The organism is Mycobacterium sp. NGS63 (assembly GCF_059812295.1).
On record NZ_JCALCJ010000003.1, the window covers coordinates 449,685 to 475,698 of the forward strand.

Annotated in this window: 28 protein-coding genes, 4 tRNA genes and 1 pseudogene; 18 read left to right on the forward strand and 15 right to left on the reverse strand. The window is 68.4% G+C overall.

Translation table 11 applies throughout. The features are described 5' to 3' along the window. Positions 1–14: 14 nt before the first annotated feature. Entirely contained in the window at positions 15–431 is a 417-nt protein-coding gene (locus AC5Y4Z_RS09080) for a thioredoxin family protein (protein WP_499962770.1), read from the reverse strand. Then, the gene (gene lmeA, locus AC5Y4Z_RS09085; RefSeq protein WP_499962772.1) at positions 428–1,240 is read right to left on the reverse strand and encodes a mannan chain length control protein LmeA; all 813 of its coding nucleotides are present in this window, start codon (positions 1,238–1,240) and stop codon (positions 428–430) included. Before lmeA ends, AC5Y4Z_RS09080 begins: the two co-directional genes overlap by 4 nt. 183 nt (positions 1,241–1,423) lie before the next feature. Here lmeA and AC5Y4Z_RS09090 point away from each other — a divergent pair, with 183 nt between their 5' ends. The 4 genes from AC5Y4Z_RS09090 to pstB all read left to right on the forward strand — a co-directional run bounded on the left by AC5Y4Z_RS09090 (position 1,424) and on the right by pstB (position 5,200). Beyond that, entirely contained in the window at positions 1,424–2,203 is a 780-nt protein-coding gene (locus AC5Y4Z_RS09090; RefSeq protein ID WP_499962774.1) for a winged helix-turn-helix transcriptional regulator, read from the forward strand. Continuing rightward, positions 2,200–3,129, forward strand: coding sequence for a mycothiol synthase (gene mshD, locus AC5Y4Z_RS09095; RefSeq protein ID WP_499962776.1), 930 nt, complete (start codon positions 2,200–2,202; stop codon positions 3,127–3,129). The genes AC5Y4Z_RS09090 and mshD overlap by 4 nt, the downstream gene beginning before the upstream one ends. Before the next feature lie 137 nt (positions 3,130–3,266). Then, the gene (pstS, locus tag AC5Y4Z_RS09100; RefSeq protein ID WP_499962778.1) at positions 3,267–4,391 is read left to right on the forward strand and encodes a phosphate ABC transporter substrate-binding protein PstS; all 1,125 of its coding nucleotides are present in this window, start codon (positions 3,267–3,269) and stop codon (positions 4,389–4,391) included. 32 nt (positions 4,392–4,423) lie between these two features. Next, positions 4,424–5,200, forward strand: a complete 777-nt coding sequence (pstB, locus tag AC5Y4Z_RS09105; RefSeq protein WP_499962780.1) for a phosphate ABC transporter ATP-binding protein PstB — start codon at positions 4,424–4,426, stop codon at positions 5,198–5,200. Here pstB and phoU read toward each other — a convergent pair. From phoU to AC5Y4Z_RS09130, 5 genes are all read right to left on the reverse strand, one after another. Beyond that, the gene (phoU, locus tag AC5Y4Z_RS09110) at positions 5,197–5,901 is read right to left on the reverse strand and encodes a phosphate signaling complex protein PhoU (protein WP_499962782.1); all 705 of its coding nucleotides are present in this window, start codon (positions 5,899–5,901) and stop codon (positions 5,197–5,199) included. The genes pstB and phoU overlap by 4 nt on opposite strands. 57 nt (positions 5,902–5,958) lie before the next feature. Next, a complete protein-coding gene (locus AC5Y4Z_RS09115; RefSeq protein WP_499962784.1) occupies positions 5,959–7,998 on the reverse strand; it encodes an LCP family protein in 2,040 nt (679 codons plus the stop codon). A 180-nt stretch (positions 7,999–8,178) separates the two neighbouring features. Then, on the reverse strand, positions 8,179–9,312 hold the full coding sequence (gene dusB, locus AC5Y4Z_RS09120) for a tRNA dihydrouridine synthase DusB (RefSeq protein WP_499962786.1): 1,134 nt from the start codon (positions 9,310–9,312) through the stop codon (positions 8,179–8,181). A gap of 17 nt (positions 9,313–9,329) precedes the next feature. Further along, positions 9,330–10,346, reverse strand: coding sequence for an acyl-ACP desaturase (locus AC5Y4Z_RS09125; RefSeq protein ID WP_499962788.1), 1,017 nt, complete (start codon positions 10,344–10,346; stop codon positions 9,330–9,332). A 128-nt stretch (positions 10,347–10,474) separates the two neighbouring features. Continuing rightward, positions 10,475–11,080 carry a TetR/AcrR family transcriptional regulator gene (locus tag AC5Y4Z_RS09130; protein ID WP_499962790.1) on the reverse strand — a complete coding sequence of 202 codons (606 nt, stop codon included), beginning with the start codon at positions 11,078–11,080 and terminating at the stop codon, positions 10,475–10,477. A gap of 68 nt (positions 11,081–11,148) precedes the next feature. Between AC5Y4Z_RS09130 and AC5Y4Z_RS09135 the strand changes: the two genes are divergently transcribed. After that, entirely contained in the window at positions 11,149–12,162 is a 1,014-nt protein-coding gene (locus AC5Y4Z_RS09135) for an oxygenase MpaB family protein (protein ID WP_499962792.1), read from the forward strand. A gap of 30 nt (positions 12,163–12,192) precedes the next feature. On the opposite strand, the gene AC5Y4Z_RS09140 is transcribed toward AC5Y4Z_RS09135, so the two are convergent. From AC5Y4Z_RS09140 to AC5Y4Z_RS09150, 3 genes are read right to left on the reverse strand one after another with little or no spacing between them, the layout of a single operon-like run. Then, positions 12,193–12,396, reverse strand: a complete 204-nt coding sequence (locus AC5Y4Z_RS09140; protein ID WP_499962794.1) for a zinc transporter Slc39a7 — start codon at positions 12,394–12,396, stop codon at positions 12,193–12,195. A gap of 35 nt (positions 12,397–12,431) precedes the next feature. After that, positions 12,432–12,797, reverse strand: coding sequence for an ArsR/SmtB family transcription factor (locus AC5Y4Z_RS09145; protein ID WP_499962796.1), 366 nt, complete (start codon positions 12,795–12,797; stop codon positions 12,432–12,434). 46 nt (positions 12,798–12,843) lie between these two features. Continuing rightward, positions 12,844–13,344, reverse strand: a complete 501-nt coding sequence (locus AC5Y4Z_RS09150) for a nucleoside deaminase (protein ID WP_499962798.1) — start codon at positions 13,342–13,344, stop codon at positions 12,844–12,846. Between the two features lie 88 nt (positions 13,345–13,432). Between AC5Y4Z_RS09150 and AC5Y4Z_RS09155 the strand changes: the two genes are divergently transcribed. Next, positions 13,433–14,332: a class I SAM-dependent methyltransferase gene (locus tag AC5Y4Z_RS09155; protein ID WP_499962802.1), complete on the forward strand. Its 900-nt coding sequence runs from the start codon at positions 13,433–13,435 to the stop codon at positions 14,330–14,332. Here the strand turns inward: AC5Y4Z_RS09155 and AC5Y4Z_RS09160 are convergent. Further along, on the reverse strand, positions 14,322–15,119 hold the full coding sequence (locus AC5Y4Z_RS09160; protein WP_499962805.1) for a TIGR04255 family protein: 798 nt from the start codon (positions 15,117–15,119) through the stop codon (positions 14,322–14,324). The genes AC5Y4Z_RS09155 and AC5Y4Z_RS09160 overlap by 11 nt on opposite strands. Before the next feature lie 119 nt (positions 15,120–15,238). Beyond that, a tRNA-Lys gene (locus AC5Y4Z_RS09165) sits at positions 15,239–15,311 on the reverse strand. A gap of 144 nt (positions 15,312–15,455) precedes the next feature. On the opposite strand from AC5Y4Z_RS09165, the gene AC5Y4Z_RS09170 reads away from it, so the two are divergent. The 3 genes from AC5Y4Z_RS09170 to AC5Y4Z_RS09180 all read left to right on the forward strand — a co-directional run bounded on the left by AC5Y4Z_RS09170 (position 15,456) and on the right by AC5Y4Z_RS09180 (position 15,740). Next, positions 15,456–15,528: transfer RNA gene (locus tag AC5Y4Z_RS09170), tRNA-Glu, on the forward strand. Positions 15,529–15,560: 32 nt separating this feature from the next. Then, positions 15,561–15,637 (forward strand) — tRNA-Asp (locus tag AC5Y4Z_RS09175). Positions 15,638–15,663: 26 nt separating this feature from the next. Next, positions 15,664–15,740 (forward strand) — tRNA-Phe (locus AC5Y4Z_RS09180). A 31-nt stretch (positions 15,741–15,771) separates the two neighbouring features. Here the strand turns inward: AC5Y4Z_RS09180 and AC5Y4Z_RS09185 are convergent. After that, the gene (locus tag AC5Y4Z_RS09185; protein ID WP_499963306.1) at positions 15,772–16,218 is read right to left on the reverse strand and encodes a DUF5994 family protein; all 447 of its coding nucleotides are present in this window, start codon (positions 16,216–16,218) and stop codon (positions 15,772–15,774) included. A 271-nt stretch (positions 16,219–16,489) separates the two neighbouring features. On the opposite strand from AC5Y4Z_RS09185, the gene AC5Y4Z_RS09190 reads away from it, so the two are divergent. The 3 genes from AC5Y4Z_RS09190 to cspE all read left to right on the forward strand — a co-directional run bounded on the left by AC5Y4Z_RS09190 (position 16,490) and on the right by cspE (position 18,869). After that, positions 16,490–16,714 carry a hypothetical protein gene (locus AC5Y4Z_RS09190; protein WP_499963308.1) on the forward strand — a complete coding sequence of 75 codons (225 nt, stop codon included), beginning with the start codon at positions 16,490–16,492 and terminating at the stop codon, positions 16,712–16,714. A gap of 559 nt (positions 16,715–17,273) precedes the next feature. Then, entirely contained in the window at positions 17,274–18,551 is a 1,278-nt protein-coding gene (locus AC5Y4Z_RS09195; protein ID WP_499962807.1) for a DEAD/DEAH box helicase, read from the forward strand. Positions 18,552–18,665: 114 nt separating this feature from the next. After that, the gene (cspE, locus tag AC5Y4Z_RS09200) at positions 18,666–18,869 is read left to right on the forward strand and encodes a transcription antiterminator/RNA stability regulator CspE (RefSeq protein ID WP_499962809.1); all 204 of its coding nucleotides are present in this window, start codon (positions 18,666–18,668) and stop codon (positions 18,867–18,869) included. 70 nt (positions 18,870–18,939) lie between these two features. On the opposite strand, the gene AC5Y4Z_RS09205 is transcribed toward cspE, so the two are convergent. After that, positions 18,940–19,392: a tautomerase family protein gene (locus AC5Y4Z_RS09205; RefSeq protein WP_499962812.1), complete on the reverse strand. Its 453-nt coding sequence runs from the start codon at positions 19,390–19,392 to the stop codon at positions 18,940–18,942. A gap of 160 nt (positions 19,393–19,552) precedes the next feature. On the opposite strand from AC5Y4Z_RS09205, the gene AC5Y4Z_RS09210 reads away from it, so the two are divergent. Both AC5Y4Z_RS09210 and AC5Y4Z_RS09215 read left to right on the forward strand, forming a co-directional pair. After that, positions 19,553–20,245 carry a M15 family metallopeptidase gene (locus AC5Y4Z_RS09210; protein ID WP_499962814.1) on the forward strand — a complete coding sequence of 231 codons (693 nt, stop codon included), beginning with the start codon at positions 19,553–19,555 and terminating at the stop codon, positions 20,243–20,245. Between the two features lie 17 nt (positions 20,246–20,262). Then, positions 20,263–21,075, forward strand: coding sequence for a methyltransferase domain-containing protein (locus AC5Y4Z_RS09215; protein WP_499962816.1), 813 nt, complete (start codon positions 20,263–20,265; stop codon positions 21,073–21,075). Positions 21,076–21,077: 2 nt separating this feature from the next. On the opposite strand, the pseudogene AC5Y4Z_RS09220 reads toward AC5Y4Z_RS09215, so the two are convergent. Beyond that, positions 21,078–21,901: pseudogene (locus tag AC5Y4Z_RS09220) on the reverse strand (SDR family oxidoreductase). Between the two features lie 68 nt (positions 21,902–21,969). Here AC5Y4Z_RS09220 and AC5Y4Z_RS09225 point away from each other — a divergent pair. The 4 genes from AC5Y4Z_RS09225 to AC5Y4Z_RS09240 are packed head-to-tail and all read left to right on the forward strand — an operon-like array spanning position 21,970 to position 25,942. After that, positions 21,970–23,547, forward strand: a complete 1,578-nt coding sequence (locus tag AC5Y4Z_RS09225) for a methylmalonyl-CoA mutase family protein (RefSeq protein WP_499962818.1) — start codon at positions 21,970–21,972, stop codon at positions 23,545–23,547. Continuing rightward, entirely contained in the window at positions 23,548–23,973 is a 426-nt protein-coding gene (locus AC5Y4Z_RS09230) for a cobalamin-dependent protein (protein ID WP_499962820.1), read from the forward strand. Then, positions 23,958–24,914, forward strand: coding sequence for an LLM class F420-dependent oxidoreductase (locus AC5Y4Z_RS09235; RefSeq protein WP_499962822.1), 957 nt, complete (start codon positions 23,958–23,960; stop codon positions 24,912–24,914). The genes AC5Y4Z_RS09230 and AC5Y4Z_RS09235 overlap by 16 nt, the downstream gene beginning before the upstream one ends. Further along, the gene (locus AC5Y4Z_RS09240; protein ID WP_499962824.1) at positions 24,911–25,942 is read left to right on the forward strand and encodes a CaiB/BaiF CoA transferase family protein; all 1,032 of its coding nucleotides are present in this window, start codon (positions 24,911–24,913) and stop codon (positions 25,940–25,942) included. Before AC5Y4Z_RS09235 ends, AC5Y4Z_RS09240 begins: the two co-directional genes overlap by 4 nt. Positions 25,943–26,014: the final 72 nt, after the last annotated feature.

Consider the following 26,014-nt stretch of genomic DNA (forward strand, 5'->3'; position numbering starts at 1 on the left):
CAATGACGCCGCGCTCAAGCCAACAGCGGTAGCAGCGCCGAGCGCAGGTCGGCGGCCTTGGGCACGCCGGAGGCCCGGTACCGCTGGCGCCCGTCGACGTCGAAGATCAACGTGGTGGGCAGCGACAGCACCGAAAACCGCCGGGCCGTGGCCGGATTCGCGTCGAGGTCGATCTCGACGTGCGCGACGTCGCCCATGTCCTCGCACACCTGGCCGACCACGCGGCGCACCCGGTCGCAGGGTCCGCACCACGGGGCGCTGAAGTGGACGATGGTGGGCCCGCTGCGAGAAAGGCCCAGGTCGGCGGTGTCGGCGGCGGCGCCCGGGCCAGGGTCGATCGCGCGGACGCGTCCCGAGCGGCGCGTCAACAACCATCCGGCCAGGCTCGCCACGACGAGGGCCGCGACTATCGCGACCGCAACGGTGATCACGACTGCTTGAACCCGTCGAGCCGCAGCGTTACTCCCCGGGCTACGCCCTCGATGATTACGTCGGAGCCGCGCGCGCCCTCGGAGGTGGGCGCGGCGCCGAACGGGAGCCGCTGCTCGGGCAGCCGGGCGCTGAAGGCGTGCAGCACCGCGTCCCGCTTGTCATCGGGGACGGTTTGGTCGGCGGTGTCGGGCCCGGTGAGGACGCCGGTGGGGGTGATCACCAGCGCCGCGGGGTCGTCGGGGGCGATGGAGAGGTCCACCGAGACGCTGACCCGACGCTCGAAACCGGCCGTGTGCGGCGTGCCGCTGAACACCAGGCCGTGGCTGTCGGAGATCCCCGACGCGGTCACCCCGCCGGTGGCGGTGTTGGTTTCCCGCGGCGGTGCCTCGACCATCAGGTCCGGGATGCCCAGGTAGCGGCCCAGGTGGGTCGAGTCGATGATGATGCGGCTCTCCAGCCTGCCCACCGGGAGCTTGGCGTCGGGCCTGATCAACCACGACGCATCCGTCAGGTCCACCGAGTACATCGTGGCTTCCAGCGTGGCCGTGCCGACCCGCGCCTGATCCACGGCGTTGGCCTTGATCTCCAGCTGGTTGTAGTGGCGGCGGACGGCCTGCGGGATGAAAGGGAAGGCCACGATGGCGACGAACGGGTCGGTCCCGAGATTCGCCACTTTGCGCACGGTGGTCGACAGCCGGTACTCGGCGTAGATGCTGGTCCCGTAGTCGACGCCGACGGCGCCGACAACGGCCACGCCCGCGGCGACAGCTGCCGCCGTGACGCCGATCAGCACCTTGCGCATCGGCACATTGTCCCGTAGGCGCCCGGCCGCCGCGCCGCGGACCGCCTGGTGGCGGCGCTCACACCTCCGCTCGCAGCGCATTGTCGCCACGCGGAAAAACCGGATGTCAAGTTATCGTTAAATACCTGGCAACCAACGCGGCGTGGCGTTACGAATTTGGGAGATGCCTTCCCCCCGAGCTGGAGGGGCTTGTTGGAGCTACTACTGCTGACCTCGGAGCTGCACCCCGACCCGGTCCTGCCGTCGCTGTCGCTGCTTCCCCACATCGTGCGGACGGCGCCGCCAGAACCTTCCTCGTTGCTGGAGGCCGGAACCTCGGACGCCGTGCTCGTTGACGCGCGCACCGACCTGTCCTCGGCGCGCGGCCTGTGCCGGCTATTGAGCACCGCGGGCCGTTCGGTCCCCGTCCTGGCCGTGGTCACCGAAGGCGGGCTTGTGGCCGTGAGCTCCGACTGGGGCCTCGACGAGATCCTGCTGCCCAGCACGGGGCCCGCCGAGATCGACGCCAGGCTGCGGCTGGTGGTCGGCCGGCGCGGCGGGCTCGCCGATCAGGAGAGCGCGGGCAAGGTGAGCCTCGGTGAGCTGGTGATCGACGAGGGCACCTATACCGCCCGGCTGCGCGGCCGCCCCCTCGACCTGACCTACAAAGAATTCGAGCTGCTGAAGTACCTGGCCCAGCACGCCGGGCGGGTGTTCACCCGCGCGCAGCTGCTGCACGAGGTGTGGGGCTACGACTTCTTCGGCGGCACCCGCACGGTCGATGTGCACGTACGACGGCTGCGGGCCAAGCTCGGGCCCGAACACGAGGCGCTGATCGGCACGGTGCGCAACGTGGGTTACAAGGCGGTCCGGCCGGCGCGCGGCCGCGTGCCGATCGCCGAGTCCACCGACGCCGAAGCCGCCGACGACGCCGAGCCGGACGTCGAGGAGTTGCAAGAGCCGCTGCGCGACCCGTTGCGCAGTCAGTGACCCCGCCGGACTGGCGCGCCGGCCTGACCGCCGACGAGCAGCGGGCGGTGCGCGAACTCGTCTCGGCCGCAACCGAATTCGACGGCGTGGCGCCCGTCGGGGAACAGGTGTTGCGCGAACTCGGGCACGACCGCACCGAGCACCTGCTGGTCACCGGTTCGCAACCGGGCGCGGTCGTCGGCTACCTCAACCTCAGCCCGCCCCGCGACGGCGGGGCGGGGATGGCGGAACTGGTGGTGCACCCGCAGTCCCGCCGGCGCGGCATCGGCGCGGCGATGGGACGCGCCGCGGTGGCCAAGACCGCCGGGCGCAACCACTTCTGGGCGCACGGCACCCTCGAGCCGGCCCGCGCGACCGCCGCGGCGCTGGGCCTGGTGGTGGTGCGCGAACTGGTCCAGATGCGGCGCACCCTGCGTGACGTCCCCGAGTCCGTGCGCCCGGTTCCCGGGGTGCAGATCCGCACCTACGACGGCACGGCCGACGACGCGGAGCTGCTGCGCGTCAACAACGCCGCCTTCGCCTACCACCCCGAGCAGGGCGGGTGGACGGAAGCCGAGCTGGCCGAGCGGCGCCGCGAACCGTGGTTCGACCCCGCGGGCCTGTTCCTGGCGGTCGGCGCCCCCGGCAGCGACGAGGCGGGCAGGCTCCTCGGGTTCCACTGGACCAAGGTGCACCTCGACCAGCCGGGACTCGGCGAGGTCTACGTCGTCGGCGTCGACCCGTCGGCGCAGGGCCGTGGACTGGGGCAGGCGTTGACGGCCGTCGGAATCCGGTCACTGGCCGACCGGCTGGCCGCGGCGGCCGAACCGACCGTGCTGCTGTACGTCGAGTCCGACAACACGGCGGCGCTGCGGACCTACGAGCGCCTGGGCTTCACCACCTACAGCATCGACACCGCCTACGCCCCGGCGCCCTTCGCCGGCTGATGGGGCCGCGTGAACCCGGTCGTTCACAATGCATTCATCTGTGCCGGGTTCTCTAGGTGCGGTCGGCGCATACTTTCGCGGTGCCCTGGAAACCTTCCTTGGGGAAGTCGGCCGCGATGTGTCAGAAAGCGAGATCGGTGAGGCTCGACAGGCAGGGCAGGGCGCTGGCGGCCGTGGCGTTGGCGGCGGCGATCTGCGCGGGGACGGTGACCGCCTGCGGCGGGGACGGCGGCCGCCGCGGCGGTGCGGCGAGCGCCAAGCCCGGAAGCGCCGGCCCCGCGGAATGCGGCGGCAAGAACGCGCTGACGGCGGAGGGCTCGACCGCGCAGCAGAACGCGATGTTGGTGTTCACCCAGGCCTGGGGGCAGTCCTGCCCGGGTAAGGGCGTGTCGTACAACGCGACCGGGTCGGGCGCCGGCCGCGAGCAGTTCATCGCGGGCCACGTCGACTTCGCGGGGGCCGACTCGCCGCTGGTCGCCGACCAGATCGGCCCCGCGGCCAAGCGCTGTGACGGGAACCCGGCCTGGGACCTGCCGCTGGTCTTCGGGCCGATCGCGCTGGTGTACAACCTGCCGGGCCTGCCCAAGCTGGTCCTCAGCAGTGACGCCCTGGCCAGAGTCTTCAGCGGCAGGATCACCGCCTGGAACGACCCGATACTGCAGGCGCTCAATCCCGGCGTGGCTCTGCCCGACACGAAAGTCGCGCCGATCTACCGCGCGGACTCGTCGGGAACGACCGACAACGTGCAGAAGTACCTGACCGCCGCGGCGCCGCAGAGCTGGACCCGGGGGGTGGGCACGGAGTTTCAGGGCGGTGTCGGGCAAGGGGCCACCAAGTCGGCCGGCGTGATCGACGCCGTCCGAGCCACCCCGGGCGCCATCGGCTACGTCGAAAAAGGGCTGGCCGACCACGCCCGGATGCCCTACGCCCAGCTCGACACCGGCAACGGCGTCGTCGCGCTCACCAACGACAGCGCCGGCAAGGCCACCCAGGCGGCCGGCTTCCTGGGTGACGGCAACGATCTGGTGCTCGACCTGAACGCGATGTACGCGGCGCGACAGCCGGGCGCTTACCCGTTGGTGCTGGCCACCTACGAGATCGTGTGCTCGAAGGGCTACGACCCGGACACCTCCACCGCGATCAAGTCGTTCCTCGGCGTGGCCGCCGGCAACGGGCAGTCCGGACTTCCGTCCGCCGGATACGTCCCGCTGCCGGATAAAGTCAAGGAGCGATTGGTTACCGCGATCGACGCCATCCAGTAGCCAATGGGCACAGGAAGTAGGTAGGAGCAGTAGTGGCCAAGCGGTTGGACCTCAAAGCCGTCAACATCTACTACGGGGCGTTCCAGGCGGTCGCGGATGTGACCATGTCGGTTCTGCCCCGCAGCGTGACGGCGTTCATCGGTCCATCGGGATGCGGCAAGACGACGGTGCTGCGTACGCTCAACCGGATGCACGAGGTGATCCCGGGCGCCCGGGTCGAGGGCAGCGTGCTGCTCGACGACCAGGACATCTACGGGTCGCGTATCGACCCGGTCGGGGTGCGGCGGGCGATCGGGATGGTCTTCCAGCGGCCGAACCCGTTCCCCGCCATGTCAATTCGCGACAACGTGGTCGCGGGCCTGAAGCTGCAGGGGGTGCGCAACCGCAAGCTGCTCGACGAGACGGCCGAGTCCTCGCTGCGCGGCGCGAACCTGTGGGACGAGGTCAAGGACCGGCTGGACCGGCCCGGCGGCGGGCTGTCCGGCGGTCAGCAGCAGCGGCTGTGCATCGCCCGCGCGATCGCCGTGCAACCCGACGTGTTGCTGATGGACGAGCCGTGCTCGGCGCTGGACCCGATCTCGACGATGGCCATCGAGGAGCTGATCAGCGAGCTCAAGCAGGACTACACCATCGTGATCGTCACCCACAACATGCAGCAGGCGGCCCGGGTGAGCGATCTGACGGCGTTCTTCAACCTCGAAGCGGTGGGAAAGCCCGGCCGGCTGGTCGAGATCGACGACACCGAGAAGATCTTCTCCAACCCGACCCAGAAGGCGACCGAGGACTACATCTCCGGCCGCTTCGGCTAACCCCCGACGGGCGGGTCGGGGGCGCCCGCGTCCGGCTTGCGGACGTTCTTCGGGTCCTCGCCGGGCAGGCTGCCGGTCGCCTGGAAGATGACGCGCCGGGCCACCTCCACCGCGTGATCGGCGAAGCGTTCGTAGAAACGGCCCAACAATGTCACGTCGACGGCCGCCGCCACGCCGTGCTTCCATTCGCGGTCCATCAGCACCGAGAACAAGTGCCGGTGCAGGTCGTCCATGGCGTCGTCTTCTTCGCGAATCCTGGCGGCCTTCTCCGGATCCCGCGACAGCACGACCTCTTGCGCGGCGTTACCCAATTCGACTGCGATGCCGCCCATTTCGGCGAAATACCCGTTGACCTCTTCGGGCAGCGCGTGTTGGGGGTGCCGGCGGCGGGCGATCTTGGCCACGTGCAGGGCCAGCGCGCCCATCCGGTCGATGTCGGCCACCATCTGGATCGCGCTCACGATCGACCTGAGGTCACCGGCGACCGGCGCCTGCAGGGCCAGCAGCACGAAGGCGCTTTCCTCGGCGCGGGCGCTGAGCGTCGCGATCTGTTCGTGGTCGGAAATCACCTGTTCGGCCAGTACCAGATCGGCCTGCAGCAGGGCCTGGGTGGCCCGCTCCATGGCGATCCCGGCCAGCCCGCACATCTCGCCGAGCAGCTCCGATAACTCGGAGAGCTGCTCGTGGTAGGCAGTCCGCATGCCGTTTAGCGTACGTTCTCACCGCTGAAAAGACGCGCAGCGGTACGCCAAAAACCTTTATTCGCAGGTGGTGTCGGCGGCGTTGGTGACCGTCAAGTCGTCGGGCAGCTTGGGCGGCGCGCTGGCCGTTCCCCGTTCTATCTGCATGTTGATCGCCGAGCCGCTGGGCGCGGGGGTGGCGACGGAGTTGAAGTCCGGCCCCAGCACCACCTGAATGACCTGCCCATAACCCGAGACCCGCTGGACCCTCGCGTTGGCGAACGACGACGCCACCGTGGCGGCCGCCTGCTCGTTGCCGGGCGAGAACAACACCGTCGTCGTGTTCACCGAGCTCGGGTAGTCGTCCGGCGTCATCACGTTGAAGCCGTTGCGCTTGAGCTGACGGGTCGCGGTGGCAGCCAGCCCGCTCTGCGCCGTCGCGTTGGATACCCGCACCGTGACGTCGCCGGGCGAGGTCGTCGTCACCTGTTGGTGTTGTGCCTCGGGAGTTGGCGCCGGGGTCGGCGCCTTCTTGGTGGTGGGCGCCTTGGTCGCGGTCGAGTTTTGCGAGGAGCCGCCCAAAGCCGTGGCGTTCTGGTCGTTTTCCTCGGGCAGCGGGTCGTCGTTGATGATCGCGTCGAACAGCGCGCGCATGTCGGCCATCCGCGGCGGCTCGTCACCGTTTTGGTCGGTGATGCCGGTCGGCACGGTTACAAATGTCATGTGCCCCGCGGCCATGCCCTGCAACGACTGCCCCAACTGGACGAGGTCTTTGGTCTTGACGTTGTCGACGTAGGTGTCGCCGATGACCAGATTCACCACGTTGTTGAGCTTGTTGAGGTCGAGCAACGTGTCCTCGGAGATCAACGCCCGCAGCAGCGACGACAGGAACCGCTGTTGGCGCTTGATCCGGCCGTAGTCGCCGTTGGTCTCGGTGGTGACCTGGCGGGCCCGCACGTAGTTCAAAGCGGTTGAGCCGTCGACGACTTGGCGTCCGCCGCGTTCCAGCACGGTGCCCAGCTCGTAGTCGTGCAGCGGCGTGCTGCTGCACACCTCGACGCCGCCGAGGGCGTCGACCATTTTCGCGAAGCCGGCGAAGTCGACGGCGATGAAGTGGTTGATGTTCAGTCCGGAAAGCTTCTGGATCTGCTTCACCAGACACTTCGGCCCGCCGAAGGAAAACGCCGAGTTCAATTTGGTCTCGGTGTAGACCATCTTGGGGCCCCAGCTCTTGGTCTTCTCGTCGAAGATGGGTCCGTACTTACCGGTGTTCGGGTTCCACGCCTCGCACTGCAACGGGGTGATCGCCAGGTCGCGCGGGAACGACACCGCGACCACGCGTTTGCGGTTGGCCGGGATGTTGACGAGCATGACGGTGTCCGAGCGTGCGCCGTCGGCGTCATCGGTGCTGCCGGCGCCCATGTCGGCGTTCTCCCCGGCGCGCGAGTCGACACCGACGATCAGGAAGTCTTCATCGCCGTACTGCCCACCGGGGTCGCGGACGTCGCTCGAGTTCGGGTCGAGCGCGCTGATGATGTTGAGCCGATGGTTCTTCGACGCGCTCCATTGCCACGCGCCACCGGTCATGACCAGTGCCAGCACGGCGAGGAAGGCGGCCAGCGAGCGCGCGGCCAGCAGTATCGGTCGGCGCCGCGGCCTGGGTTCGGATTCGCGTTTCCTCGTGGCCTCGTCGGATTCGAAGTCGCCGTCGCTCGGGTAGTTGGCGGCCTCGAGGTCGAGGGCCTCCGAAGCGGGGTCGAACGAGTAGGCCGGGGTGTCGATCACCTGCGTGTCCCGCAGGTCCACGGCAGGCTCCGGCGCGACCTCGGGCGGTTCGTCGTCGGGGGCGCCGTGCCTGCGACGGGGCCGGGTGGCGGTCGGGGCCCCGACCTTGGCGATCAAATCGGCGACGGTGAGCCCGCCCTCGGTGTGGCTTCCGGCCCGCTCGGTGTCGTCGGCGGCCGGGTCGACGGGCGCGATCAGGGCCGGTTCGGCCTGCCACCGGTGGACGCTGCCGTCGGGCGGCGGCTCGGCGAACCGCTCCCAGGGAGCGGCGCCCAGCGTGGACTGCCGACTGCGCCGATGGTCAAGAGTGGCGTCGGTGCCGCCATCACTCATGTCCTATCGGCCTCCAAAGCTCTCACGCAATCCGGATGCGACGTCAGGGGTAACCGTCCGCACAGTGTCAGCGCAACGCCGCCGTTAGCAGTTCTCGCGCCCCGCGACCGAGGCGCAATGCGGCAAGGTCCACATCGTACTGAGTTATCGCGCCGGAAGCGATTTCGAGTTTGTAAACCTTCAGCCGCCCGAGTGCATGACGTCCGCCCCGGCGGGCACCGTGCAGTCATCCGGGTCGGCCAGCCAGCCCTCGGGCAGGGCCACGCGGGCGGGTGAGCCCTGCCGGCCCCGCGGACCGGTGGCGGCGTCGGGGAAGGGGACGGCGCCGTCCAGCCGGTCCAGCAGGCAGTCCAGTTCGTCGAGCGTCTTGACCATCGCGAGCGCGCGGCGGAGCTCGGAGCCCGCGGGAAAGCCGTGCAGGTACCAGGCGATGTGCTTGCGGATGTCGCGCATGCCCTTGTCCTCGCCGAAATGCGCGGCCAGCAGCCGGCCGTGCCGGCGCACGATGTCGGCGACCTCGCCCAGCGTCGGCGGGACCGGTGCGGTTCCGCCGGTGAACGCCGCCGAGAGCTCGGCGAACAGCCACGGCCGGCCCAGGCAGCCGCGCCCGATGACCACCCCGTCGCAGCCGGTGCTGGCCATCATGGCCAGGGCGTCGCTGGCGTCGTAGATGTCGCCGTTGCCGAGCACCGGGATCGTCCGCACCTGCTGCTTGAGCTGCGCGATCTGCTCCCAGTCGGCGGTGCCGGAATAACGCTGCGCCGCCGTGCGCGCGTGCAGGGCGACCGCGGCCGCTCCCTCGGCCTCGGCGATGCGGCCGGCGTCCAGGTGCGTGTGGTGCTCGTCGTCGATGCCGATGCGGAATTTGACCGTCACCGGTATGCCGGTGCCTTCGGTGGCGCGCACGGCCGCGGCGACGATCTGACCGAACAGCCGCCGCTTGTAGGGCAGCGCCGCCCCGCCGCCGCGCTTGGTGACCTTGGGCACCGGGCAGCCGAAGTTCATGTCGATATGGTTGGCCAGGTCTTCGTCGGCGATCATCCTGGCCGCGGCGTACGTGGTGGCCGGGTCGACGGCGTAGAGCTGTAGCGAGCGCGGCGACTCATCCGGGGAAAACGTCGTCATGTGCATGGTGACCGGATGGCGCTCGACGAGCGCACGCGCGGTCACCATCTCGCAGACGTACAGTCCGCTGACCGTGCCGACCTTGGCGAGCTCCAGTTCGCGGCACAGCGTCCGGAAGGCGACGTTGGTCACCCCGGCCATCGGGGCCAGCACCACCGGGCTGGCGAGCGTGATCGGACCGATGCGCAATGTGTTCCCGAGCCGGATTACCGGCGGCTCATCGCCAGCTTGCCCGCGGTCTTGTGCAGTTCGACGGCGGTGGCCCGCTTGCCGGTCCGGGCTTCCCGCTCGAGTTGGCGCTGCTTGGACACCTCGAACTTGTCGCAGGCCTGCTCGAGCTCCTTGATCAGCAGGCCAATGTCGTCGCGCAACGCGGCAGCCTCGCCGGTGAAGTCCTCGCGCTCGAAGATGCGCCATTTCTTCAGGATCGGCATCACGACCTCGTCGAGGTGGATGCGCGGGTCGTAGACCCCCCCGACGGCGATGAAGACGGCCTTGCGGCGGAACTCGGGCACCTGGAAGCCGGGCATCTGGAAGTTGCGCAGGATCAGGTGCAGCGACTTCATCGCCTTGTTGGGCGCCAGGTCGAACGCGGCCTCGCTGACGTCGCGGTAGAAGATCATGTGCAGGTTCTCGTCGGCCGAGATCTTGGCCATCAGCTGGTCGGCGATGGGGTCGTTGCAGGCCCTGCCGGTGTTGCGGTGCGAGATCCGGGTGGCCAGTTCCTGGAAGCTGACGTAGAGGACGGAGTGGGTCAGCGTTTCGGCGAAGTACTCGCCCTGGTGGTTCTGGCCCGGGCTGAAGCCCCGGTTGACCACCTCGATGCGAAGCTTCTCCAGCTCGACGGGGTCGACCGCGCGCGTCACCACCAGGTAGTCGCGCAGCGCGATGCCGTGCCGGTTCTCCTCGGCCGTCCAGCGGTTCACCCACTGCCCCCAGGCGCCGTCCATGCCCATGTTCATCGCGATCTCGCGGTGGTACGACGGCAGGTTGTCCTCGGTGACCAGGTTCTGCACCATGGCGACTTGGGCGACGTCGGACAGCTGGCTCTGCTCGGGGTGCCAGTCCTGGCCCCCGAGGGCGTAGTAGTTCTTGCCGTCCGACCACGGGATGTAGTCGTGCGGGTTCCACGGCTTGTGCACGCTCAGGTGCCGGTTCAGGTATTTCTCCACCACCGGCTCGAGTTCGTGCAGCAGCTGTAGGTCGGTCAGCTCGGCTGACATAAAGCCTCCAGTTATCTGTGTCGGCGGGTAGCACTCAATATATCTGTGCCCCCCGGTAGCATCAAGTTTGTTCGGCGCGCGGCATGTCACAGATCGACACATCGGACGGTCGGTGCGGTCGATGCGGATTATGCCTGGTCGGCAGGGGCGACGTACGGCGCCGCCGCGGTGAACAGCATGTTGACGCAGTAGTCGATGAACTGTTTTCGAGTCGCCCCGAGCTGGCCGTTGAGGTAGGCGGTGAACAGGCTCGTCAGGCCGCCGACCAGGCTGGTGGCGATCATTTTCTGCAGCACCGAATCCCCGATCCGGGACAGCTTGCGCTGCAGCAGGTCGATGAAGTTGGGCATCCACTCCGCGCCCGACTGGGTCAGGATCGGCTCCACCGCGGGCGCCACCAGCAGCACCCGCCCGCGGACCGGGTCGTCGACCATCAGCTCGACGAATTGTTCGACGGCTTCGCGCGGCGTCTTCGCCGAGGTAAGCGTGTTCATCGCCCGCGTGCACACGTCGTCATAGACCGCGCGCACGAATTCGTCTCGGTCGGAAAAGCTTTCGTAGAAGTAGCGCTCCGTGAGCGCGGCCTTGCGGCACACCGCCCGGACGGTCAGCGCGGGACCGCGGTCGCTGCCGAGCAGCTGCACGCCGGCGGTGATGAGATTGTCGCGGCGGAGGGCGGAGCGACTCTCGAGGGGGACGCCGGTCCAACGGCCCCGTCGTTGACCGGTTGGCACTTCCCTCCTAAGCTGAAAACTGACAACGCTTGTAGTCAGAATTGCCGATACTCACCAGGAATCTAATAGTGACCCAAGATACGTCCGCAGCCCGCCCGCTGACCACCGCCGGGCCGGAGGGCGTGGCCTCCGGTTGCCCGGTGTCGCCGCTGGGCTACGCGGCGCCGCCGACCCCCCTCGGCCCCGACTCGTTGACGTGGCGGTACTTCGGGGACTGGCGCGGCATGCTGCAGGGTCCCTGGGCGGGTTCGATGCAAAACATGCACCCGCAGCTGGGCGCGGCGGTCATCGACCACTCGACGTTCTTCCGGGAGCGCTGGCCGCGCCTGCTCCGCTCGCTCTACCCGATCGGCGGGGTGGTGTTCGACGGCGACCGGGCCCCGGTCACCGGCGCCGAGGTGCGCGACTACCACACCGACATCAAGGGCGTTGACGAACGGGGCCGGCGCTACCACGCGCTGAATCCCGACGTCTTCTACTGGGCGCATGCCACCTTCTTCGTCGGCACCATCCATGTGGCCGAACGGTTTTGCGGCGGGCTGACCGACGCGCAGCGGCGCCAGCTCTTCGACGAACACGTCGACTGGTACCGCATGTACGGCATGAGCATGCGGCCGGTCCCGGCGTCCTGGGAAGAATTCCAGGTCTACTGGGATCACATGTGCCGCAACGTGTTGGAGAGCAATTGGGCCGCACGTGCGGTCCTGGACCTGACCGAGCTGCCCAAACCGCCGTTCGCGCAATGGCTTCCGGATCCGCTCTGGGCGGCGCAGCGCAGGCTGCTGAGCCCGTTCTTCCTGTGGCTCACCGTCGGCCTCTACGATCCGCCGGTGCGCGAGTTGATGGGCTACCGGTGGTCGCGCCGTGACGAATGGCTGCACCGGCGCTTCGGTGACGTCGTCCGTCTCGTGTTTGCCTGCGTCCCAAGGCGATACCGCAAACACCCGCGGGCCCGCGCCGGCTGGGATCGGGTCGCTGGGCGCATCCCGGCCGACTCGCCGCTGGTGCAGACGCCCGCGCGCAACCTGCCGCCGGTGGACGAGCGCGACAACCCGAAGCACTACTGCCCGAAGGTTTCCTAGTCGGCCGCCTCCCGGGCGAGACGCGCGGCCCTACCCGTGGGCGTGGGCGTGCACTCCCTCGAGATCGGACTGGTGCACGTGCTGGTGCGTGTGCTCGGTTCCGTCCTCGTGGGTGTGGGAGTGCTCGTGCGCGACGTGGTCGTGCTCGTGCGTGGTGTGCGCGTGTGAGTGCGCGCCGTCGGCGTGGCGGTGTTCGTGCGCGTGCGGTGCCTCGTGGCTGTGCTGTTCGGTCATGATCTCACCTTCCTGAAATGTGATGGGGTGCTTGGCTACTCGGCCACCTTCAGCCCGCCCTCGCGGCGGTGGTGCGGCGGGACTCCGGGGCCGGCGTGCTCGGCGTTGCGGACCGCGTCGATGACGAGCTGGCGGACGTGGTCGTTCTCCAGGCTGTAAAAGATCGTGGTCCCGTTGCGCCGGGTGCGGACCAGGCGCGCCATGCGCAGCTTCGCGAGGTGCTGGGAGACCGACGGCGCGGGCTTTCCCACGTGTTCGGCGAGCTCGTTGACCGACATCTCGCGATGCGTCAGCGACCAGAGCACCTGCACGCGGGTGGCGTCGGCGAGCATCCGAAAAACCTCGACGACGAGACTGGCCTGGTCGTCGGGCAGGCGCCCTTCGCCATTATCTGCATGCATACGCAGATATTAGCGAACGACCGGTGCAGGGGCAATGCCGGCGCGCTCAGCCCGGCGGGACGGCCGTCGACCGGCGCTGGCCGCCGTTGCGTTCGTTCCACAACCGGTAGACGTCCACCGCGTCGTCACGGGGCTGGTAGCGCATCGGCAGGCGGCGGTGGTCCCAGGGCTTGGCGAACTCGTCGTAGAACGTGGAGACCTCGAAGTACTTTCGGTCGTCGAGGTAGTACTGCTCATACGACTCGCGGGTGATCAAGAAGACGACTTCTTTGGGCGAGCAGTAATACAGCGAGCCCAGACACATCGGGCACGGGTGGGCCAGCACGTAGATGGTGGTGTCGACCAGGTGCTCGGTGCCCAGCTTCATGCAGGCCTCGCGGATGGCCAGGATCTCCGCGTGCGCGGTCGGGTCGTTGGTCTGGGCCACCCGGTTGGCGCTCTCGGCGAGCACCGCCCCCTCCTTGACGATCACGGTCGCGAACGGGCGGCCGCCTCCGGCGACGTTGCGCCGGGCGAGGTCGATCGTGCGTTGGGCGAAGTTCGTCACGCGCTCCGAGCGTAGTCCGGACGAGCGGCGATCGGCGCTGTGATAGTAACTAGACTAACTATATTTCTCGGCTCGATGAGGGGACACCATGGCGCGCACCGATCGTGATCGTTGGGATCTGGCGACGAGCGTGGGTGCGACGGCGACCATGGTCGCCGCCCAGCGGGCGCTGTCGAGCGACGAGAAGTTGATCGACGACCCGTACGCGGCGCCGCTGGTGCGCGCGGTCGGAATCGACGTCTACGTCCGGCTGGTGAACGGCCAGATTCCGGTCGGCGGGGACTCGGAGTTCGATCCACGGCGGATGGCGCAGGGGATGGCGTGCCGCACCAGGTTTTACGACCGGTTCTTCCTCGAGGCGGCGCGGAGCGGCATCGACCAGGTGGTCATCCTCGCATCGGGGCTCGACGCGCGGGCCTACCGGCTCCCGTGGCCGGCGGGCACCGTCGTCTACGAGGTCGACATGCCGGAGGTGATCGAGTTCAAGACGCTGACGCTCAGCGACCTGGGCGCCGAGCCGACCGCCGAGCGGCGCGCCGTCGCCATCGACCTGCGCGACGACTGGGCCGCCGCGCTGCGGGACGCCGGCTTCGATCCACAGTCCCCCGCGGCGTGGAGCGCCGAAGGCTTGTTGGTGTACCTCCCCGACGAAGCCCAGGACGCGCTGTTCGACAACGTCACCGCGCTGAGCGCCCCCGGCAGCCGCCTGGCATTCGAATTCGTGCCCGACACCGCCGTTTTCGCCGACAGCCGGTGGCGCGCACACCACGACCGGATGAGCGAACTCGGGTTCGAGATCGACTTCAACGACCTCGTCTACCACGGCCACCGCAGCCACATCCTCGACTACCTGACCGAGCGCGGCTGGCGGACGTCGTCGCAAACCGTCAAGGAGCTGCACGCGGCCAACGGCTTCGTCTACCCCGACGACGAGGTCGCCGAGGCCTTCGCCGACGTGACCTATAGCAGCGCGGTGCTTACCGGCTGAGCAGGTCGTCCTTCAGGCGACTGGTGAGCATCTCCTGGAACACGGTGCGAGCCGGGTCGTAAAGGTCCTGGAAGGTGGTCAGCACGGCATTCCGGTCGTACTCGGGAATGGCGCCGGTCGGCGTCCAGAAGCTGTCGATGTCCATCAGGAAGAACGGTCCCTGTGCGGCCGGCATCGTGCGGCGCAGGTGGTAGCTCGCGTCCAGCGCCTGACCCACGCCCGGGCCGTATCGCACGATCATCGACTTGCCGGGTTGCGCCTCGCGATAGACCGCCGCGCCCTGCCATTCGGTCAGGACAAGGCCGGCCGGGGCGATGCGTTGCGGTCCGAGCAGCGGCTCGGCGATCCAGTTGCTCCATTCGATCCGGCCGTCCACGCCCTGCGGGACGCGGATCTCCAGGACGTAGCGCAGTCCGAGCCGCTCCACGCCGACGATCGAGGAGAACTCCGAACGGGCGTCGATGACCCGCATCGCCACGTCCACCAGCGCCTCGAAGTTGGTGTACGCGGTGGTCTCGATGACGACGGCCTGGGTCTTCATCGAGGCGGCCAGCGTGTTGTCCCGGTTGACGTACCGAACGAAGCGCTCGGCGGCCGGCTGAGGTTGCCCGCCGGCCCCCATCGCCCAGGCCACGTCCTGCGCCTGCCGCTCGATGGGCAGCAAGTCGGCGAGCAGGCGTCTGAGCTCCGCGCTCGATGTCTCGGTGAGGGAATCCGTTGCTGGGTGACGGATTTCCATGGTTACCAGGGCTACTGGCGCATTGGGGTAAGCCGCATCGACACTCATCCTGCGAAGCATAGTCAAGGCGTTCTTCGGCCAAAACGGGGCCACGCCGCGCACCCGCCGCCAGCGATCCGGGGGAGCGCGGTCGGCGACCGCACGCTTCGCGCCGCGGGCATTTTCGGTGCCCCCACTAGGACTCGAACCTAGGACCTGCGGATTAAAAGTCCGTAGCTCTACCAACTGAGCTATAGGGGCGCGAAGGTTCAGGATACTGTGCCTGAGGCGGCCCCCGGAGGGCGCCCGACGGCGCTCGTTTGAGGATTTGGCCTGCGGTGACCTAAGCTGGCGTGGCTCCCAACGGTAACTGCGTTGCGAGTACCCCGGAGAGATTCGGTTCTGGCCCCCTTCGTCTAGCGGCCTAGGACGCCGCCCTTTCAAGGCGGTAGCGCGGGTTCGAATCCCGTAGGGGGTACCTGCGACGCGGTGACGCGGAGCAACGAGTGAGGCCCTGTGGCGCAGTTGGTTAGCGCGCCGCCCTGTCACGGCGGAGGTCGCGGGTTCGAGTCCCGTCAGGGTCGCCAGCACGGCGAGGCACTTTCTGCCTTCCGGCCAGGTAGCTCAGTCGGTACGAGCGTCCGCCTGAAAAGCGGAAGGTCGGCGGTTCGATCCCGCCCCTGGCCACCAAGATCGGTCAATTGGCAGCCGGCAAGCGCAACTAGCGACCGCAAGCGCGCTCACGTTGGTGTTGGGCGGCCCGCACGATCGAGCCCGCGGTGAGGAATGCGGGTTTGTCGCGGTCCGCGGCGGCGACGGGGAGGTTCGCCGCGCAGCGCATCACCATCAGGGCCAGCGCGCTGTGGGTCGCATACGAGATGACCAGCAGGTTGACGCAGGCGTTCGTGCCGCCGACGGTCATGACGTGCTGCAGTTTGCGTTCCCAGCCGGGCCAGTTGAGGTCGGGTGGTCGTTGCAACGGTGACCAGTTGACGTTGATGGTGCTGACTTCACCCAGCAGCGGCGTCAGGGTCGCAATGAGGTTCGGCAATTCATTGGTGATGCGATCGGCGCGGGGCCACCACGCGCCGTCGATGTCGCGGCCGAGCTCGCTGGCCACCGACACCCGAACGGGATTGGCCTGGCGACGGACTCCGATCGGATACATCATCGCGATTCCACTACGGCGGGGTATTCACCATTCACGGGCGGATCCTTCACGGTCGGCATCGTGCGCCCCGCAAGCGGGGCGGACGCGGAGGAATCACGATTGCCCGTGGGCTAACCCGTGGCGAGTCGCGGTGAACCAACGCTGAAAACGAAGCGGCTCAACTCCGAGGCTACGCCACCACCGGCGCTGTGCTGACGCGTGTGGCAGCGAAGTACGAGAATGGGGGGTAGCGTGGCGCCCACACATATGAGAACAGGTGGGCAAAGTCATAGCCATACACAATCCCGGCGACGCAACGCAGATTCATCCATCGAAGGTCCGGGTCGGTGACATCATCGGAACGACGCAGCCTGCCGGGCTGCGCTACGCGGTCAAGCTGATCAGCGAGCCGCACACAACCCCCCGGCGCTGGACTTTCTTCGGCCGCGACGCCAATGGCCTGCAGCACACGACGACGTTCGGCGAAGACGACCTGGTCCACAGGTACCGCTGACCCCGTATCTGTTGGGGGGCAAGGGTTTTCGCGCCGATCGGCTCCGGCGGTTCACGATCGTCGGGTCGCGGCTCCCGCGTCGGTTTCGGGCCGGTCCGAAAACTTCGGGTACTCAACCGGTTTTGCCGATGTGTCGCGCGACGCGACATATTCCGGTGCGTCGGGATGGGAGAACAAGTTCGAGTTGTCCATGTGGTGTCCTTACACAAAGGATGAAGTCGGCCGGTACGCACGGTGATGGACGCACGGACGACGATCGAATCGGACGCTTCTCTCTGGCAATGCGTTGACAATTCGCTGACCGCTAGAGCGCGGTTCACCCTCGACTGTACAGGTCGCGCGGGCGCCGCCGTCCGGCATTGCCCGGGCCGGGCTTACGTGCTGCTATGCTGGTGGGCAACGTTGGCCGTCTGAGTCGATGGCCGGCACGTCGTGACATCCTCCCCAAGCTTTTATCGCGGCGATCGATTTTGCCTACCGGCAATCTCGCCACCTTGTGCTGACCGACCGCGCGTATCGCGCCGCCCGCTCGGCACAACCGATGCTGAAAGACATCAAAGTGAATACTGGCAAGACTTTTGCCGACCTCGGCGTGGCTGAGCCACTCATCGGAGTGCTCGCCTCATGCGGGGTCACCCATCCGTTCCCCATCCAAATCGCAACCCTTCCCGACACCCTCGCCGGACGTGACGTCCTGGGCCGCGGCAAGACCGGAAGCGGCAAGACGCTGGCCTTCTCCATCCCCATGGTCAGCAGGCTGGCCGGACAGCCGCGCCGGGCGTCCCGGCCGTCGGGCCTGGTCCTGGCCCCCACCCGGGAGTTGGCCACCCAGATCACCGCGACGCTTCAGCCGTTGGCCGCCGCCCACGGCCAGCGCGTGGCCACGATCTTCGGCGGGGTACCGCAAAGCAGGCAGGTGGGCGCGCTGAAGTCTGGCGTCGACATTGTCGTGGCCTGCCCCGGCCGGCTCGAAGACCTGATGAAGCAAGGCCTGATCAGCCTCGACTCGGTCGAGGTCACGGTGATCGACGAGGCCGACCACATGGCCGACCTCGGCTTCCTGCCCGGTGTCACCCGCATCCTGGCGGCCACGCCGGGCGGCGGTCAGCGGCTGCTGTTCTCGGCGACGCTCGACAACGGCGTAGACAAGCTCGTCAATCGGTTCCTGCGCGACGCCGTGCTGCACTCCGTCGACGGCTCCAACTCGCCGGTGTCCGAGATGACCCACCACGTGTTCCACGTCTCCGACGCGCAGGCCAAGAAGGAACTGGTACACCGGCTCGCCTCGGGCAGTGGCCGCCGAATCCTGTTCATGCGCACCAAACATCAAGCGCGCAAGCTCGCCCGGCAGCTCACCCAATCCGGTGTGCCGGCTGTCGATCTGCACGGCAACCTGTCCCAGCCCGCCCGCGACCGAAACCTCGCCGCCTTCAGCACGGGCGAGGCGACGGTGCTGGTGGCCACGGACATCGCCGCGCGCGGCGTGCATGTCGACGGCATCGAATTGGTGGTGCACATCGACCCGCCGGCCGAGCACAAGGCCTACCTGCACCGCTCCGGACGAACGGCGCGGGCCGGAAACGCGGGCGACGTCGTGACCGTTGTCCTGCCCGAGCAGCGCAAGGACACGCATGCGCTGATGCGCCGCGCGGGCATCCGTGTCACTCCCCAGGAGGTCACCGTCGACTCGGCCGCGGTGCATGCGGTGGCCGGTGAGGTGGCGCCGTATCGCGCTCCGGCGCCGCAGAAAGCGGCCGTGCCGAATCCGCCGCCGCGGCCGCGCCGGACAGGCTCCAGCCGCGGACGCGGTCGGCGTTCCGGCTCTGCCAGACGCTGATAACACTGCCGCACAACAGGTTTCGATATATTTCGGCAAGATGACCCGCCCGTGCTAGCCTGATCGCGCGGATGTTTTTGGTACATCGGCATTTTGAATGAGAGAAGTAATCAAATGGCACAGGGAACTGTGAAATGGTTCAACGGTGACAAGGGCTTCGGCTTCATCACCCCCGACGACGGTGCGAAGGACGTCTTCGTCCACTACTCCGAGATCCAGGGCAGCGGCTACCGCACCCTCGAGGAGAACCAGCGCGTTCAGTTCGAGGTCGAGCAGGGGGCGAAGGGCCCGCAGGCGGTGGGAGTCACCGCCGTCTAGGAATTTCCAGCGACGTCGCGGTGGGCTGGTGCGGTCTCTCGCACCAGCCCAGCCTTCAACAGGGCGTAGCTCAGGCTAGGCGCTCGTCCGGCATGTCTTCTGCCACAAGGGCTTTCACCTGCTGGTGATAAACGACTTTTCCGCCGCCTGCCCAATTGCCCTCGGGGATCTCGTGGATCAACGTCCACACGTGAAACGCCCGCGAACCCTGCGGCTCGATGCCCGCCGCTGCGCAGACCGCGGCGTGCACGTCGGCGGCCAGTTGCTCCTTGCGCTGCTGGTCCAACGCTCCCTGGAACACCGTCAGATCGACCCTGAACCGAGGCTCGCCGGATTCCCGGCCGCCCACCAAGAGCTCGCCGGCCTCCGTCGGATGCAGGTAGACCCACGTGTTGTCCCGCAGGAAAGCGGTGTCCGGCGCGCGTTCGGCGCGCAGCAGCGCGGCCACCAGCTCGTCGGCCAGCCGGTGGAGCGCTCGATCGTCGATGGAATCACGCACGAACGTCAGGTCGATCATCGGCATCGCAGCACCACACCCGCCCTCTTCGAACCCGCAACCAGACGCTAGCCGATCGGCTATCCGGGACGACGATAGATCACCGGCCCATCGATGGCCACCCGAGCGCCGGGATCATCGGCGTGGTTCCCGCCGGCGAACCGCGACAACGACTTAAATGCGTCCCATGCGCCCGCTCCTCGCGCTCGCGGTAGCCGTCAATGCGGTTGCGGCCTGCTGCGCCGCCACCGCCCGCGCCGGCCCCGAGGTCCCGCCCGTGAGCGACGCGGCGCGCGCGGCCGGATTCGTCGACGTCCGCACCGTGGTCCCCGACGCCATCATCGACCTGCGGTATGCGACCACCAACAACTTCACCCACACCCAGCTGTATCCCTCCGACGCCCGCTGCCTGGTGCATCAGGATCTGGCTCCGGGGCTGGCGGCCGCCGCGACGGCGCTGCGCCCGCAGGGCCACGTGCTGGTGTTCTGGGACTGCTACCGGCCCCACGACGTCCAGGTCAAGATGTTCAGCGTGGTCCCCAACCCCGCCTGGGTGGCCCGCCCCGGCCCCTACGCGCACAGCCACGAATCCGGCCGTTCGGTCGACGTGACCTTCACCGCCGTGCAGCCGCAGTGCCCGACCCAGCGGCAGGTCGACGGGCTGTGCATGGCCGACATGGGTACCGACTTCGACGACTTCTCCTCGCGCGCAACGGCATTCGCCACCCAGGGCGTCAGCGCCGACCAGCAGGCGAACCGCGCCCGGTTACGGGATGCGATGAAGTACGGCGGGCTGGCCCCGTACTCGGGGGAGTGGTGGCACTTCGACGGCCCGGGCGCGGCAGTCGACCGCCCGATCCTGAACGTCCCGGTCGACTAGCTCGTAAGCTTCGATCCGTGAACGACGCGGACCCGGCCAGGTACACGCACGGCCATCACGAGTCGGTGCTGCGCAGCCATCGGCGACGCACCGCGGAAGACTCCGCGGGCTATTTGCTGGCCCACCTGCAGCCCGGGGTGTCGGTGCTGGACATCGGGTGTGGCCCCGGGACCATCACCGCCGACATCGCCGCGCGGGTCGCGCCCGGGGCGGTCCTGGCGGTCGACCGGTTCGCCGACGTCCTCGACGCCGCCCGCGCCGAAAGCCTCCGGCGCAACCTGTCGAACGTCACGTTCGCGATTGCCGACGTGCACCGGCTCGACTTCCCCGACGACGCGTTCGACGTCGTCCATGCGCACCAGGTGCTGCAGCACGTCGCCGACCCGGTGCGCGCGCTGCACGAGATGCGGCGGGTGTGCCGGCCCGGCGGGATCGTCGCGGCGCGCGACGCCGATTACGCCGGCTTCATCTGGTTCCCACGGCTTCCCGCGCTGGATCTGTGGCGGGACCTGTACCGGCAGGCCGCACGCGCCAACGGCGGCGAGCCGGACGCCGGCCGGCGGCTGCTGTCCTGGGCCCTGCAAGCCGGTTTCGACGACGTCACCCCGACGGGCAGCGCCTGGTGCTACGCGACGCCCGAAACCCGCGACTGGTGGGGCGGAATGTGGGCCGACCGCATCCTGCATTCGGGTGTGGCGCGCGACCTGCTGGACCGGGGTCTGGCCACGGCCGCGCAACTCGAGGAGATCGCCGCGGCGTGGCGGGCCTGGGCGGCGGCCCCGGACGGCTGGCTGTCGATCCCGCACGGCGAAATCCTTTGCCGCGCATAGGCTTAGTCGAGGAAGAGGTCGGGGATCGGCTGGTCGCCGCCGCCGTATCTGGACAGGTCCGCAACCCCGGCGGACTGCAGCACTGCGGCGTCGATGTGGCAGGCGCCGGTCGCCTCCCGGGCCGGTCGGGAGATGATCTCGACGGCGGCGTCGGCCATGATCTCGGGGCTGCGCGACGACGCGGCCAGGCGATCACCGTCGGCCATGTTCGCCACGGCGGCGGTCGCGATATAGGTCTGCGGCCAAAGGCAATTCACCGCTATCCCGTCTTCGGCGAATTCGGTCGCCCAGCCCAACGACAGCAATGTCATCCCGTATTTGGACAGCGTGTAGGAAGGATGGGCACCGAGCCAGCGGGGATTCATGTTGACCGGCGGCGAAATGGTGAGCACATGCGGATTGGCCGACGCGCGAAGATGGGGCAGACACGCCTTCGTCAGCAGGAACGTGCCACGAATGTTGACCTCCTGCATCAGGTCGAACTTCTTGGCCGACAGCTCCCCGGTCGGCTGGGTGGCGATCGCGCTGGCGTTGTTCACACACACGTCGATGCCGCCGAACCGCTGCACCGCGGCGTCGACCAGCCGCTGCACGTCCTCTTCGCGACGGACATCGCCGACGACGGCCAGGGCCTTGCCGCCGGCGGCCTCGACGTCGGCGGCCGCGGTGTGCACGGCCCGGGCAGGCGGGGATGCGGGGTGTCGGTCTTGGCCAGCAGCACCACATTGGCGCCCTGCCTGGCCGCCGCCACGCCGATCGCGAGGCCGATGCCGCGGCTGCCGCCGGAGATGACGACGGTGCGGTCGGCGAGCATACCGTTGGGCATTGGTCTCCTTTTGCCTGGTCAGAGTGCGGTATTGGCATTCTCTTTTTTTGCAAGTACGTTATCAGTCGATGGACAACGCTGCTCAGACACCGTCGGGTATCCCGCTGCAGCCCGTGTACGGACCAGGGGATATAGCCGCCGAACCGCCGGCCCCCGGGGAATATCCGTTCACCCGGGGCAACTTCGCATCGGGCTACCGGGGCAAGCTGTGGACCTTCCGGCAGTATTCCGGCTTCGGCACCGCCGAGGAGTCCAACCGCCGGTACCGATACCTGCTCGAACAGGGCGGGACGGGGCTGTCGGTGGCGCTGGACCTGCCGACCCAATGCGGATACGACTCCGACGATCCCGACTTCGGGGAGGAGGTCGGCCGCGTCGGTGTCGCGGTGGACACCCTGGCCGACTTCGAGATCCTGTTCGACGGCATCCCGCTGGACAAGCTCAGCACCAGCATGACGATCAACGGGACGGCGGCCATCCTGCTGGCGTTCTACGTCGCCGCCGCCGAGCGCAAAGGCATTCCGCGTGCCAAGCTCACCGGCACCATCCAGAACGACATCCTCAAGGAGTACGCCTCGCGCGGCACCTGGATCTGGCCGCCGGAGCCGTCGCTGCGGCTGATCGCCGACACCATCGAGTTCTGTGCGGCCGAGGTCCCCAGGTTCAACGCGATCTCGGTGGCCGGCGCGCACTTCCGCGACGCCGGGGCCAACGCCGTGCAGGAGATGGCCTTCACCCTGGCCGACGGCGTCACCTATTGCGACACCGTGGTGGAACGCGGCCGGATGACGATCGACCAGTTCGCCCCGCAGATCTCCTTCTTCTTCTACACCCACGGCGACTTCTTCGAGGAAATCGCGAAATACCGTGCCGGACGGCGCCGTTGGGCGACGATCGTGAAAGAACGCTACGGGGCGGAGACGGCCAAGGCCGCGATGTTCCGCTTCGGCTGCGTGTGCGGCGGCGCGTCCCTGTATGGGCCGCAGGCCCACAACAACATCGTCCGCGTGGCGTACGAGGCCATGGCCGCCGTGCTGGGCGGCGTCCAGTCGATGTTCACCGCGGCCTGGGACGAGCCGTTCGCCCTGCCCACCGAGGAAACCACGACGCTGGCGTTGCGCACCCAGCAGATCCTGGCCCACGAAACCGGGGTGGCGAGCGTCGCCGACCCGCTGGGCGGCTCCTACTTCGTGGAGGCGCTGACCGACGCCACCGAGGCGCGCATCCTCGAGATCATGTCCGACCTCGAGCGCCACGGCGGCATGGTCCAAGCGATCGAGGACGGGTACCTGCAGGGCCTGATCGCCGACGAGGCCTTCCGCATGCACAAGGACATTGAGGCGGGCACCCGCCCCGTCGTCGGGGTCAACCGATTCGTCTCCGAAGAGCCCGAGCCCGATGTCGTCACCTACGAACTCGACGCCGAGGGCCGCGATCTGCAGCTCAAGCGGCTCTCCAAGGTCAAGGCCGAAAGGGATTCGGCCGCTGTGAAATCCACGCTCGCCGAGCTGTCGCGCGCGGCCGAAGGAACCGACAACCTGATGCACAAATTGATCGACTGCGCCAACGCCTACTGCACGGTCGGGGAAATGGTCTCCGCGCTCAAAGGGGTGTGGGGCGAATTCCAGCAACCGGTGGTGTTCTAGATGGCCGTTCGCATTCTGGTCGCCAAGCCCGGGCTTGACGGGCACGACCGCGGCGCGAAGATCGTTGCCCGGACCCTGCGTGACGCCGGCTTCGAGGTCATCTACACCGGCATCCGGCAGCGCATCGAGGACATCGCGTCCATCGCCGTCCAGGAGGACGTGGCCGTCGTCGGCCTGAGCATCCTGTCCGGGGCGCACGTGACGCTCACCGCGCGGACCATCGAGGCGCTGCGCGCCGCCGACGCCGCCGATATCGCCGTCGTCGTCGGTGGCACGATCCCGCACGCCGACGTGCCCAAGCTGCTCTCTGCCGGCGCCGCCGCGGTGTTTCCCACCGGGACGCCGCTGGACGTGCTCGTGCGCGAGATCCGCGCCCTGACCGGCACGCCAGAACCAGTCACGGAGGAACCATGCGCGTCGGAGTAATGATCGGCGCCGAGCGCGGCGACATGGCCCGCAAGGTCAGCAGGCTGGCCTCCGACATCGAATGGGCGGAATCCGCGGGCCTGGACACCGCGTGGATGCCGCAGGTGCCCAACGACTTCGACTGCCTGACCATGGTGTCGCTGATGGCCGCGCACAGCTCGCGCATCGAGCTGGGCACCGCGGTGGTGCCGCTGCAGGCCCAGCATCCGATCGCCCTTGCCCGCCAGGCGCTTTCGACGCACGCGGTGGCCGGCGGGCGGCTGGCGCTGGGCGTCGGGCCGTCGCACCACTGGATCATCCGGGACATGCTCGGCCTGCCGTATGACAAGCCCGCCGCCTACACCCGCGACTACCTGCAGGTGCTCAACGCCGCCATCGCCGGGCCCGGATCCGTTGACGTCGAGAACGATTCGTTCACGGTGCACAACCCGCTGGCGATCGGGGCCGACACCCCGATGCCGGTGCTGGTCGCCGCGCTCGGCCCGGTGATGCTGCAGCTCGCCGGTGAACTCGCCGACGGCACCGTGTTGTGGATGGCCGACGAGCGCGCGATCGGCGATCACATCGCGCCGAAGATCACCAAGGCCGCCGCCGACGCCGGGCGGCCCGCGCCGCGGGTCGTCGCCGGCATCCCGGTATGCCTGTGTGCCCCTTCGCAAGTCGACGAAGCCAAGGAGCGGGCCAACCGCATCCTGGGCGAGGCCGAGGTGTCGCCCAACTACCAGCGCCTGCTCGAACGCGGCGACGCCCGCGACGTCGGCGACCTGTGCGCGGCCGGCGACGAGGAGCAGATCCTGGCCCGGATGCGCCGCTTCGCCGACGCCGGGGTGACCGACCTGTCGGTGCGGCTGCTGCCGATCGGCGACAACCGCGACGAACTGGTCGCCTCCAAGCGTCGCACCCGGGAGATGATCGCCGACCTGGCCAAGGAATTGCGGTGACGGCCGGCGGGCCGTTGGCGGGAATCCGGATCCTCGAAGTCGGCACCATGCTCGCGGGGCCGTACGCCACGATGCTGCTCGCCGACCTCGGCGCCGAGGTCACCAAGATCGAGCCGCGCGGCGGCGAGATCTCCCGCGGGGTCGGGGCCAGCTACTTCGCGAGCCTCAACCGCAACAAGTCCAGCATCTGCCTGGACCTCAATTCCGAAGCCGGACAGGGTCGGTTGGGCGAGCTGGTCGCGGACTCCCACGCGCTGCTGGTGAACCTCAAGCCGTCGGCCATCCGCCGGCTGGGGCTCACCTACGAGCAGTTGCGGCGTCACAACGAGCGCATCGTCTGTGTGGCGATCACCGGCTTCGGGCTGTACGGCGGCGACGATCCGGCCTTCGACTACGTGGTTCAGGCCGGTGTCGGCACCGCGGCGTTGACGGGCGACCCGGAGGGCCCGCCGACGTTGCCCGGCTATTCGTCGGCGGACAACTCCACCGGGATGTGCGCGGCGCTGGGGCTTTTGGCCAAGATCATCTCCGGCACCGGCGGGCAGGTGGACGTGTCGCTGCGCGATGTCATGATGTCGCAGCTGAACTACCACGCGTCGGCCTATCTCAACAACGGCGTCGAACCTCAGCGCCGGCCATACGGGGCGCACTCGTATTACGTCCCGGCGCAACTCTTTCCCACCGCCGACGGATACCTGGCGCTGTTCATCACGCACGACGGATTCTGGAAATCGTTCGCCACGGAGGCGGGCATCGGCGGATTCGAGACCATGGCCGAGCGAGTCGCCCGCCGCGACGAGGTGCTCGCAGTGGTCACCGCGATGCTGGCGACCGACACCGCCGCCGGATGGGAACGACGACTGCGTCCCCTCGGCGTCCCGGCCGCGGCCGTTCGCACGCTGCCCGAGGCGCTGAAGGCGACCCCCGAAGTCGTTGTCAGCGCGGGCGATTTCCGCCTCGTCGGCAGTCCCATCCACGTCTCGGGTTACGCGCCCGAGTACCGACCGCCACCGGAGCTGGCCGAGTAGCCCCCGCCGCCCGAGCTGCCGGACTAGCCACCGCCGAACGTCGAGTTGTGGCGGCAGAATCGCTCGCTTTCG